General features: G+C 59.6%; 9 protein-coding genes, 2 rRNA genes and 1 pseudogene. 7 read left to right on the plus strand and 5 right to left on the minus strand.

Features of this window, described 5'->3' with window-relative positions; genetic code table 11:
• Positions 1 to 406: 406 nt before the first annotated feature.
• The 6 genes and pseudogenes from hemC to MUW49_RS18655 all read left to right on the plus strand — a co-directional run.
• A complete protein-coding gene (gene hemC / locus MUW49_RS18635) occupies positions 407 to 1,336 on the plus strand; it encodes a hydroxymethylbilane synthase (RefSeq protein ID WP_160836842.1) in 930 nt (309 codons plus the stop codon).
• Between the two features lie 46 nt (positions 1,337 to 1,382).
• Entirely contained in the window at positions 1,383 to 2,117 is a 735-nt protein-coding gene (locus MUW49_RS18640; protein ID WP_039039810.1) for a uroporphyrinogen-III synthase, read from the plus strand.
• On the plus strand, positions 2,114 to 3,190 hold the full coding sequence (locus MUW49_RS18645) for a uroporphyrinogen-III C-methyltransferase (protein WP_244813071.1): 1,077 nt from the start codon (positions 2,114 to 2,116) through the stop codon (positions 3,188 to 3,190). The genes MUW49_RS18640 and MUW49_RS18645 overlap by 4 nt, the downstream gene beginning before the upstream one ends.
• 10 nt (positions 3,191 to 3,200) lie before the next feature.
• Positions 3,201 to 4,364 (plus strand): heme biosynthesis HemY N-terminal domain-containing protein, encoded by a 1,164-nt coding sequence (locus tag MUW49_RS18650; RefSeq protein WP_069785406.1) that lies wholly within the window; start codon positions 3,201 to 3,203, stop codon positions 4,362 to 4,364.
• Between the two features lie 58 nt (positions 4,365 to 4,422).
• The gene (locus MUW49_RS21970; protein WP_010672691.1) at positions 4,423 to 4,557 is read left to right on the plus strand and encodes a hypothetical protein; all 135 of its coding nucleotides are present in this window, start codon (positions 4,423 to 4,425) and stop codon (positions 4,555 to 4,557) included.
• Positions 4,539 to 4,933 (plus strand): annotated as a pseudogene (locus MUW49_RS18655) (DDE-type integrase/transposase/recombinase); the annotation flags it as partial. The gene MUW49_RS21970 and the pseudogene MUW49_RS18655, both read left to right, overlap by 19 nt.
• A 74-nt stretch (positions 4,934 to 5,007) precedes the next feature.
• On the opposite strand, the gene pmbA reads toward MUW49_RS18655, so the two are convergent.
• Positions 5,008 to 6,351 (minus strand): metalloprotease PmbA, encoded by a 1,344-nt coding sequence (pmbA, locus tag MUW49_RS18660; RefSeq protein ID WP_244813072.1) that lies wholly within the window; start codon positions 6,349 to 6,351, stop codon positions 5,008 to 5,010.
• 114 nt (positions 6,352 to 6,465) lie between these two features.
• Here pmbA and yjgA point away from each other — a divergent pair, with 114 nt between their 5' ends.
• A complete protein-coding gene (gene yjgA, locus MUW49_RS18665; RefSeq protein ID WP_010672689.1) occupies positions 6,466 to 6,990 on the plus strand; it encodes a ribosome biogenesis factor YjgA in 525 nt (174 codons plus the stop codon).
• Between the two features lie 86 nt (positions 6,991 to 7,076).
• Here yjgA and MUW49_RS18670 read toward each other — a convergent pair whose 3' ends face one another.
• From MUW49_RS18670 to MUW49_RS18685, 4 genes are all read right to left on the minus strand, one after another.
• The gene (locus tag MUW49_RS18670; RefSeq protein ID WP_048208608.1) at positions 7,077 to 10,160 is read right to left on the minus strand and encodes a transglycosylase domain-containing protein; all 3,084 of its coding nucleotides are present in this window, start codon (positions 10,158 to 10,160) and stop codon (positions 7,077 to 7,079) included.
• A 213-nt stretch (positions 10,161 to 10,373) separates the two neighbouring features.
• A complete protein-coding gene (gene tmaR / locus MUW49_RS18675; protein WP_010672687.1) occupies positions 10,374 to 10,691 on the minus strand; it encodes a PTS system regulator TmaR in 318 nt (105 codons plus the stop codon).
• A 377-nt stretch (positions 10,692 to 11,068) separates the two neighbouring features.
• Positions 11,069 to 11,183 (minus strand): 5S ribosomal RNA (rrf, locus tag MUW49_RS18680).
• A 121-nt stretch (positions 11,184 to 11,304) separates the two neighbouring features.
• A 23S ribosomal RNA gene (locus MUW49_RS18685) occupies positions 11,305 to 11,401 on the minus strand; the annotation flags it as partial.

Consider the following 11,401-nt stretch of genomic DNA (forward strand, 5'->3'; position numbering starts at 1 on the left):
TGGCAGGAAATAACAGAGAAGTTGGAGTGGGCAATGGTGTATTTATCCAAAAACGGCAAAAAGAGTAGGCAGAGAAAATCCAAGCAAAACAACACGTTAGACGGTATTATTAATTCGCTTGCCGCTTAAGGTTCTGTACATGTGATCATGTTAACAATGCAAACAGCAGTGGTAAACAAGCCCGCACACAATCACCGGATTATTTCTGACCCCGTTCGTAACGGTATCAGCGGAAAGCAATAAAATTACTTGTTTTCAATAACTTAAAATCAATTATTGGCTGAATGAAAATAATTTTCAGCCCCCGTTTTTGAGCTTGGCCCCGCTTTTGCGGGCTGCGCCATGAAAGCCCCTGCAAAGGGTGGTAAGATCGTTTTCCTCTCAAAAGATGAAACAACTGATTGATATGGCAGCCCGAACCCTGAGAATTGCCACTCGAAAGAGCCCACTGGCCCTGTGGCAGGCCAATTTTGTGAAAGATCGGCTGGAGGCACTCCATCCGGATCTGCAGGTCGAACTGGTGCCCATGAGCACCCAGGGTGACAAGATCCTCGACACCCCCCTCGCCAAGGTCGGCGGCAAGGGGTTGTTCGTCAAGGAACTGGAGACTGCCATGCTGGAAGGGCGTGCCGACATCGCTGTCCACTCCATGAAAGACGTACCTGTGGAGTTCCCCGACGGACTCGGCCTGCACACCATCTGTGAGCGCGAAGACCCGCGTGATGCCTTTGTTTCCAACTATTTCAACCAGATAGACGAGCTGCCTCAAGGGGCCGTGGTCGGCACCTCCAGCCTGCGCCGTCAGTGCCAGCTGCGCGCTGCGCGCCCTGATCTCGTGATCCGCGACCTGCGGGGCAACGTCAACACCCGCCTCGCCAAGCTGGATGCCGGTGATTATGACGCCATCATCCTGGCCGCCGCCGGCCTGAAACGACTGGAGATGGCCCATCGTATCGCCGCCTTCATCGAGCCCGAGCAGAGCCTGCCCGCCAACGGCCAGGGGGCGGTCGGCATCGAATGCCGCCTCGACGATCACGAGCTGCACGCCCTGCTGGCGCCGCTCGAACACCCCGAGACCCGCATCCGGGTGCTGACCGAGCGCGCCATGAACCGCGCCCTGCAAGGGGGCTGTCAGGTGCCTATCGGGGCCTATGCCCTGGTACAGGGAGAAGAGGTATGGCTGCGCGGCCTGGTGGGCAGCCCGGATGGCAGCCGCGTCATTCGCGACGAGATCCGCGGCCCCCTGGCAGAAGGCGAGGCACTGGGCCACACCCTGGCCCAGCGCCTGCTGGCCGCCGGCGCCGACGTCATCCTGGCCGAGGTCTACCGGGCATGAGTGCAGCACAGCCAGGTTCGCGGTCATCTGCTCGGAGCGCCCCCTGATGGTCCCCCTGGTGGTGCGCCCGGCCGCCCAGGCCAACCAGCTGGTGCAGATGCTGCACCAGCTGGGTCACGCACCGCTCTGCTGTCCGTTGCTGGAAACCCGGCCGGGATGCGACCTCCCTCACCTGGGTGACATGCTGCGGGAGGCGGACCTCGTTATCGCCGTCAGCATGCATGCCGTTCATTTTGCACATCATTTTCTGTTGCAAACTGGTCAGACCTGGCCACATATTGATTACTTTGCAGTCGGCCAGGCGAGTGCGGATGCCTTCGCCGAGGCGGGCATCCAGGCCCTGTGCCCGGCCGATCCCCGCAGCGAAGGGCTGCTGGCCCTGCCGGCACTGCAAGGGGTGAGTGGCCGCCGGGTGCTGATCCTGCGCGGCAACGACGGGCGGGATCTCATCGCCCGGACGCTGGCCTCACGGGGCGCACTGGTGCACTATTGTGCCACCTACGAGCGCCACTACCCCGATCTTGACGGGGATGCATTGACCCGCCACTGGCAGGCAGCCGGGCTCGACAGCCTGCTCATCACCAGTGGCGAATTGTTGCAGCGGTTGCTGGCCCTGGTGCCCGGCCCGCAGCACCCCTGGCTTTATGACCGCCTGCTGGTGGTGCCCAGTCCCCGGGTGGCCGAGATGGCAGAAGGGGCTGGTTTTACCCGTATCGTGATTGCCCAAGGTGCATCCAACCAGGCTCTGGTGGCCGCCCTGGAACTGAGGAAGATGGAATGACTGAACAGCAAGAAGTCCAGCCGAGTGCCGCGGCCACCGTGGCCGACAACAACAAGCCCGCGCCCGGAACGACAGGGAGCAAGAAGGGCAGCTCTGGCACCGTGCTTGGCGGCATCGCCATCCTGCTGGCCCTGGGGCTGGCCGGTGGTCTCTATGTGCACGGACACCAGAACGCCGTTGCCCAGCAGGCCGAACTGGTAGCCCTCAAGCAGCAACTGGCCGACGCCATGACCAGGATTGATCAGGGCAGCAGCAAGGATGCCGAACAGATCGGAGCCCTCGGCAAGAGCCAGCAGCAGTTGCAGGAGGCGCTGGACGCCTTGCAGACCAAGGTGCTGGATCTGGACGACAAGCGCCCCAATGACTGGATGCTGGCCGAATCCGAATACCTGGTGCGCATGGCGGGCCGCAAGCTGTGGCTCGAACACGACATCGTCTCCGCCATCACATTGCTCGGCAACGCCGACGAGCGCATCAAGACGCTCAACGACCCCAGCCTGATGCCCATTCGCAAGGCGCTGGCGGAAGACATCGCCAAGCTCAAGGGGATGCCACGGGTCGATCGCGAGGGGTTGACCCTGAAGCTGGCCGCCCTCTCGGACCAGATCGAGCTGCTGCCCCTCTCCACCGTCAGCATGCCGGAAGCCAAGAGCGAGCCCGACCAGACCGTCAGCACCAACCCGGACGAGTGGCAGAGCAACCTGAAGAAGAACTGGGTCAAGTTCACCGAAAACTTCATCACCATCCGTCGCCGCGATGGCGCCGTGGAAGCCCTGCTCTCCCCGCAGCAGGAGATCTTCCTGCGGGAGAACCTCAAGACCAAGCTGCTGCAGGCCCAGCTCGCCGTCTATCGTGAACAGCAGTCCCTCTATGTCGACAGCCTGGAGAAGGCCCAGCGCTGGCTGACCCAGTATTTCGATGCCGACAACAGCGCCACCCAGTACATGCAGTCCGAGCTCGACAAGCTCAAAGGCGAGCAGATCCAGTTTGACTACCCGGATCAGTTCAAGACCCAGACCATGCTGGAACAGGTGCTGACCGAACGCCTGCAACGCATCCTGGCCGGCAACTGAGGAGGAGACCATGATTCGTCTGATCGTCATAGTCGCCGTGATGGTGGCGGGCCTCATCTTCGGTCCCGAAGCCTCCGGCAACAAGGGTTATGTGCTCATCTCGCTGGGCAACTACACGGTGGAATCCTCGGTCACCAGCGCGGTGATCCTGGCGGTGCTGTTCTACGGCGCCCTGCTCATCGTGGAATGGGTGCTGGCCCGCCTGTTCGGCCTGCGCCGCAAGACCCAGGGCTGGTTCGGCTCCCGCCGCCGCCGCAAGGCCAACCTGCAAACCGTCAATGCCACCCTGGCCATGGCCGAGGGGCACTACAACCAGGCCGAGAAGCTCCTCATCAAGGGCGCAGACAACAGCGACACCCCGCTGCTCAACTACCTGAGCGCCGCCCGGGTGGCCCAGGCCCGGGGCGATGACGTGCGCCGGGATCACTACCTGCAGAAAGCTCAGGAAGAGAACCCCAAGGCAGAGCTGGCACTGACCCTGATCCAGACCCAGTTGCAGATTGAGCAGGGCCAGTACGACAGCGCCCTCGGTCGCCTCGAGTCCATCTATGCCCTCAACCCGCGCCACCCCATGGTGCTGGATCAGCTGCGTCAGGTGTATCTTGCCCGTGAAGACTGGGCGGCCCTCATCGATCTCGCCCCTGCCCTGCGCAAGGTGGGCAAGCTGACCGCCCAGCAGGAAGAGACCCTGCTGCACCAGGCGTGGTGCGGTCGTCTGGAGGCCGCCAGCGGTTCCCTCGACACCCTGCGCACGGTCTGGCAGGGACTGCCCCGCAAACAGCGCCAGGATCCCGTGTTGCTGGCCAGTTACGGGGATCGCCTGCGCCGATTGGGGGCCGATGCCGAAGCCGCCGATCTCTGGCTGGAGGCCCTGCGCAAGGATCCCTCCCCCGAGCTGTTCGCCCGCCTGCCCAAGCTCAAACTGGACGACTACCAGCCCATGCTGACCCTGCTCAGAAAGATCCAGGATCAGCCTGGCGCCGAAGCCGCGCTGGCCCGGGTCTGCCTGCTGGCCGGCCAACTGGACGACGCCCAGCGCCTGCTGGAGCAGGAAGTGGCGAAGGCGCCGGATGCCGCCCTCTACCACGCCCTCGGCCAGGTGATGGACAAGCGCCGCCTGACCAACAAGGCCAACGAGTACTACCGCCAGGCATTGCAGCTGGCCGACGTCTGATCGGCGCATCTGCCTGAATATGGTTTGCATCTTCTCCTCCGAATAGATGGAGATCTCGATGGGACAGGGCGTAAACGAACACAACACAATTACTCTGATTTTTAAACTGGCCCTGGTCGAGCAGATTGAAGAAGGCAAGCTCACCTATAAACAGACGCAGACGCGTTATGACACTCAGGGCCGCTCTACCTGAGCTAGGTGACGGACACCTGCTCACGCAAAATAGTGGCAACTAAGAGATGAATGCCGAGTCGATGGTGATCGAGAAAACACTGAAGCAACAACGTGACCACGGAAAGCTTATTCATCATTCGGACCACCAGGTGCAGTATTGTTCGGGGTTGTATCAGTCATTGCATGAACAACACGGGGTCAAATGCTTGATGACAGATACTCATAACTGTCACCAAAATGCACTGAGATCTTGAAAAGAGAGTCACTGCTGCAAAGCCTGCAGAGGCTGGCGCAGGCGGGGAAAAGTGCGAAAGGCAGTGGATACTTATAACCTGGAGCAACCGCATCAGGCATTGAAATACAGAACCCCTGATGTGACGCATCGGGGGTTCTGAGTGCTAAAAGCTAGCTGAAAATGTGTAGACCTATCTCAGGACTAGACACCATAGTCCAGATCGGACGGAGGGGATCAGTGCCCCGCCAGTTTCATCTGCTCGACCAGTACGGAGCCGGTCTTGAGGCTGGAACGCTCATCCTCATCACTACCCACCGCCACGATATGGCTGAACATGTCGGCCAGATTGCCAGCAATGGTGATCTCCTCCACCGGATAGAGGATCTCGCCATTTTCAACCCAGAAACCGGCTGCGCCGCGGGAGTAATCACCATTGACGATGTTGACCCCCTGCCCCATCAGCTCGGTCACCAGCAGGCCGGTACCCATCTCCTTGAGCATGCCCTGGAAGTCCTGGCCGGTATTGGAAACCTGCCAGTTATGGATACCCCCGGCATGGCCCGTGGTGGTCAGGCCCAGTTTGCGGGCGGAGTAGGAGGTGAGCAGCCAGCTCATCAGCTCGCCGTTGCGGATGATGTCCATGTCGCGGGTGCGAACCCCTTCCCCGTCGAACGGGGTGCTGGCAAGTCCTCCCGGCAAGTGGGGGAACTCCTGGATGGTGAGCCACTCGGGCAGGATCTGCTTGCCCAGTTTGTCCAGCAGGAAGCTCGACTTGCGATAGAGGTTCCCCCCACTGATGGCCATCACCAGATGGCCCCACAGACCGGCAGCGGTATCGGGGTGGAACAGCACAGGGGCATGGCGGGTGCTGATCTTGCGAGCCCCCAGGCGGGAAACAGTGCGCTCCACCGCCTCGTCAGCGATGCGCTGGGGGCTCCACAGCCCGTCCAGGGAGCGGCTGGAGGAGTAGCCGTAGTCGCGCCGCATGTCGCCATCCTGCTCGCCGATCAGTACGCAGCTCAGGGAGTTGCGCGATGCAGCATAGCCTTTGACGAAGCCGTGGCTGTTGCCATAAACCTTGACGCCCAGGTGGCTGGAGAAACTGGCTCCGTCAGAGTGCTTGATGCGGGCATCCCGTCCCAAGGCCAGCCGCTCGCACTCGATGGCCAGCGCGATGCCACGCTGGGGATCCAGCTCGATTTGGTGGCACAGTTGCAGGTCCGGGGCATCCCAAGCCAGCAGATCCGCATCCGCAAGACCGGCGCAGTCATCGGGAGAGGTGTGGCGGGCGATCTCCATGGCCGCTTCCACGGCGGCGCGAATGGCCGGCTTGGTCAGATCCGTGGTGGAGGAGGAACCCTTGCAACCGTCGCGATAGACGGCGATGCCGAGTGCGCCATCCTTGTTGAATTCGATGCTTTCCAGCTCGCAGCCCCGGGTGTTCACCGAGAGGCCGGTCTGTTTGCTGATGGAGACTTCGGCAAGCCCGGCGCCCAGCCCTTTCGCTATCTCAAGGGCCTCGGCGACCACGGCCTCGAGATGGGATTGATCCTGGCGGATTTGATCTTGCTGGTCCATAACTCACATCTGTATGAAGGGAAGGAAAGGGGCTAAGCATATCAGACCCCTGCGCCCAGCGGGAGAAGCTGGTAACATATCCGCCAAACGTGAATGACAGGAATACAGAGACCGATGAGTCAATATCAAGACGACAACGAGTGGGAAGACTGGGGCCCCAGCAAGAGCCAGCTCAAGCGTGATGCCGAGGCCTTGCAGAAGATGGGGGAAGAGATCGTCTCCCTGAGTCACAGCGAGCTGGAGAAGATCCCCCTGGATGAAGAGCTCGCCGAAGCGGTCGAGCTGGGTCGCAAGCTCAAGCCGAAGAAGGATGAGTCCTTCCGTCGCCATCTCCAGTTCATCGGCCGTCTGATGCGTAGCCGCGATGTGGCCCCCATTGAAGAGGCCCTCTCCATCATCAAGATGCGTCACTCCACCGTGAACGCCCGCCTGCACCGCCTCGAACAGTGGCGCGAGCGGCTGATCACCGAAGGCGACAGCGCCCTCAACGAGCTGATGTCCCAGTTCCACGAGCTGGATCGCCAGAAGCTGCGTCAGCTGATCCGCACCGCCAACAAGGAACGGGAGCTGAACAAGCCGCCGGTAGCCTATCGCGAGATGTACCAGTACCTGCGCGGTGAAATTGAAGATCTGTTGTAAGTGATGACTCACGTCCACCTCATGGCGGCATGCAGTACATAATCAAACGGGGCCGAAATGGCCCCGTTTTTTCATGCGATGTCCGCTCAGCTGCCCGCCATGCACTGGGTGTGAGTAGCGGGTTGCAGATAGGGCACCAACAGGGGGGCCATCCCCTTGAGCACCTGTACAGGCAGCGCCGACGTGAAGCGGAACTTGTCGGACTGGCTGCCGGGTACATAGGCCGTCAGCGTGCCGAAGTGATCATCCCCGATGTAGAAGACGAAAGTCGCAGTCCGGTTGCGAGCCAGTGAACTGGTCACATTGCCGTAGCGACCGACCGTCTCGATCCGGTTGTCCCCGGTCCCCGTCTTGCCCCCCAGGGCCAGGACAGTACCATCCTGCAAGGCGAAGGCCCCGGCGATGCGCCGCGCCGTCCCCCCTTCCACCACCTTGGAGAGTGCATTGCGCAAGGCGTTGGCCACCTCGGCAGGCATCACCCGTTCCCCCTGGGTGTTCGCCGGCTCAAAGACGGTGGCGAAGGGGGTCCCCTTGGCAAAGGAGAGGTGCTCGATGCGCAGGGTCGGCGCACGAATGCCGCCGTTCTGGATGATCCCCATCAGCTCGGCCAACGCAGCAGGACGATCGCCCGAGCTGCCCAGTGCGGTCGCCAGGGACGGAACCAGGTGATCGAACGGGTAGCCCAGGCGAGCCCAGCGCTGATGGATGTCGAGGAAGGCCTCAACCTCCAGCATGGTGCGGATCCGGCTATCCCGGGCACTGCGATGACGGGTCTTGAACAGCCAGCTGTAGACCTCCTGACGCTCGTCACGGCTGGCGGTTACCGCATCGGTAAAGGTGGCCTTGTCAAACTCCTTGAGATAGGCAAGCAACCACAGCTCAAGTGGATGCACCCGTGCGATATAACCTTGATCCGGCAGAGAATATTTGCCAGGGCCGTAATTGGTATAGAGCTGCTCTATGCGCTTCTCGGTCAATTTCTCCCGCGGCAGGCGCTTGGCCAGGAAAGCGGCAAAATCGGCCTGGGAGGCTTCCGGCATCAGATAGCGATGCACGGCGGCGAGACGCACCGCGCTGGGTTTGAGACCATCGAGGAAGGTATCGAGCTGCTCTTCTGCACTCTTGCCACGATATTTGCGCCAGAACCTCAGCAGATAGGTCTGGCCCTCCTTGTCGGCAAACTTGGCCAGATACTCGGTACGGCGAGGATCCCTGTCATCTTTCAGCAACTGGGCACGATTTCCCTCCTTGTAGAGGCTGTAGCGGACGATGTCCCGCATCAAGCGCACGAAGGGCAGGTTGATGGATTCCCGCAGCGCATCGCGAATGGGCGGGATGCGACCGTTGTCTTCCTTGCGGAAGTTGTTGAAGGTGTGCATGCCACCGCCGGTAAAGAAGCCTTCATAGGGACTCGCGGAATACTTGCGGTCCAGTGCGGCCTCCAGCATCACCGGCAGGCTTCTGTCCTTGGCACTCATCAGATAGGCGATGGCCCAGCGGCTGATGTTGTCCTGATCGGACACTTCGATCTTTCGCAGGCTCTCCATCGGCATATTGCCGTAGCTGTCATGCAACTCGGTGACAATCTCGAGATAGGTCGTCAGTACCCGCAACTTGGCGGTGGATCCCAGTTCAAGCTTGCTGCCCTCATTGATGTCGAACGGCTGGTCCGTGTTGTCGGTCTGCACCCTCACCTTGACCCCTTCCGGCGTCTTCTCGAACAGGGTAAAGCTGTACTTCACATCACCCGTCTTCTCCGGCGAGAGCAGGCGCTCACCAAACAGGCCCACCTGGGCTGCGAATGCAGGGTCTGCCAGTTGCTGCAGATACCGTGACACCTCGTTCTGCAGCGGCATATTGAGGGTGGTGTTGGCCGTCAGATCCATGCGGTCCAGATCATAAAGCTGCACCCCGAGCTGACGACTGAGACGAGTGCGAGCCACCTGCAGCCCCTTGTTGTTGTTGACCCTGGTGATGGCAGGTGCCTGCAGGAAATCGCGGAAGACCAGCTTGGCCTTGAGAGCCGACTCCATCAGGGGGGGCGTGATCATTCCCTCCTGCACGAAGAGTCGCAGATAGCTGTCTGTCAGGGTAGACAGTGCTTCTCTACCCTGCGCCAGGTAATAGGAAGGACGGCGGTGGGCGATCATCAGGGAGACAACCTGGCGCAAGGCAAGGCCCTGCTCGGCCAGGGTAGAATCCTGGTTGCGAGCGGGATCCAGCAGTCGATTCACCTCATCGACATTGGCGCCAAACCAGACCCAGAGGCCATCACCGAGACCGTGCACCTCGCCATAACCAGGCGCCGCAGAGAGCGGGACCGAGTTGAGGTAGGCCCAGGCAACCAGCTTGCGGGCCTCCAGGGTCTCGGGCCCCAGCCGATAGGCACGAACGCTGGCCGAGACCATCTGGCGGATCTTCTCGGTCGGCGAAACGGTCAGTCCATCGGGAGAATGACGATACTTCTCCACCTGGGTCGCCAGGGTACTGCCGCCAGCAGATTGATCCTGCATATCCAGCGCCTTGCCCACCTGAGACAGCGCCGCCTTGGCAAAGCGCGGCCAGTCTACGGCCGGGTTGGCCAGCGGTTCCTTGTTGCTCAGGAGTTCACGGTTCTCGATAAACAGCAGAGACTGGATGACCAGGGGCGGTATGGCATTGAAATCCGGATAGTAATGAGTCGGATACTTGTACTGGTAGAAAGGCTCGGCACGGCAGTCATAGAGTGTCAATCCTGCCTGGACCTTCTCGGTATAAGGCACGAAGAAACCGTGGCTGGCGTAGTTGTAGAGCGCATCGGAAAAACGGACCTGTTCGCTCACCTGGTAGCCACGCTGAACGAGACGTTCCTGGATCATGGGCATCAGCACATAACCGAGTCGCTTGTCGAACGGGCCGTCGTCGGGGAAGGCAATTTGCTTGCTGGGGCCGGGCTCGATCTGATAGGTCAGGGTGGCCGCATAGCGGGAGATCTCCTGTGACTGCAGTCGGGAGGTCTTCATTTCATAACCCACCAGGGCGATCGCGGCAGCCAGGCAAAGCAAAAAGATAAAACAGAACAACCAGCGCCACCAGGGTCGGCGTTTACGCTGTTGTTGCCCGTCCGTATTAGGTACGGATGAATCCTGAGATGCCACTTTATTTGAATCCGTCTGTTTTGATGCGCCCATATCAGCCCCACCATGGTTGCGCAATTTATTGTCTTTCAATCAAGCTTAGTCGTTTCAAGTCAAGGGCTTGAAATCTATTGACCGCTTTGCAGCGATGTTAACAGGGCGATTGTGAAAATGGGAGCCGATTGTTGCAATGCGGCAAGAGATCCGAGCTGCGGCATGAAAATGAAACACCGGCCAGAGGCCGGTGTTGACGAGAACGGGGCGGTATTATTTGCTGGTGCTCATACTCTTCAGCTTGGTACTCAGCTCCTTGCGCTCCTTGGAAAGCTCGGCATTTTTGATGATATGGTCATCTACGCGCTCTTCATAATCGGTCCGCATGTTGGCGATGATGGCCTGAACCTCGTCAATGCTCATGCCGGGCTTGATATAGTCACTCAGGTTGTCGAGCAACAGTACCCGCTTCTGGTTGTCACGGATCTTTTTCTCGTTGTCCGCGATTTCACGCTTGAGCTTGTTCTGACGACGGGACATACGCACATATTCCAGCACATCGTTGAAGGTTGACTTGTTTACTTGTTCCATATCGGTACCACTGAGTGAAGGTGAATGAAAACAGGCGGAGAGTCCCATACCAGAAAAAGAAACCGAAACCATGGCACGGGAAAACCCGGAATGCCCCTTACTCTACCGAGTTATGATTCAGATACAACCCCAATCGCAGCGCGGGCGGCGGGTTTAGACAGAACGGCTCCGACTGGGTTATTACGCTAAAAATGATGAAAACGGAGAGAGCCAACATGTGGGTTCAATGTGACCAGAGCAGGCGCAACTTTTCCGGTGCGGGCAACAAGTGAACGTGAACGACGAACATCACCATAGTGCCCGTTTGCCCTCCAGTGAGGCTGAATTTCAGGCAATAAAAAACCCCGCTCGAGTGAGCGGGGTTTCTTGTATTGGGTGCCTGGCAGTGTCCTACTCTCGCATGGCGAATGCCACACTACCATCGGCGCTACAGCGTTTCACTTCTGAGTTCGGCATGGGGTCAGGTGGTTCCACTGCGCTATTGCCGCCAGGCAAAATCTTAATCTAGAAAGCTGACGTGAATAACGACTTCGCTAGTGTGCGTTGTTATTACCACTGAATTTGAGTAGTTCGCTCATTCGCTACAAGGCCAGAAACACTTCTTGGGTGTTGTATGGTTAAGCCTCACGGGTAATTAGTATGGGTTAGCTCAACGTATCGCTACGCTTACACACCCCACCTATCAACGTTGTGGTCTCCAACGGCCCTTT

This window comes from Aeromonas sp. LsrichE-8G, from assembly GCF_022869435.1.
GTDB lineage: Bacteria > Pseudomonadota > Gammaproteobacteria > Enterobacterales > Aeromonadaceae > Aeromonas > Aeromonas caviae.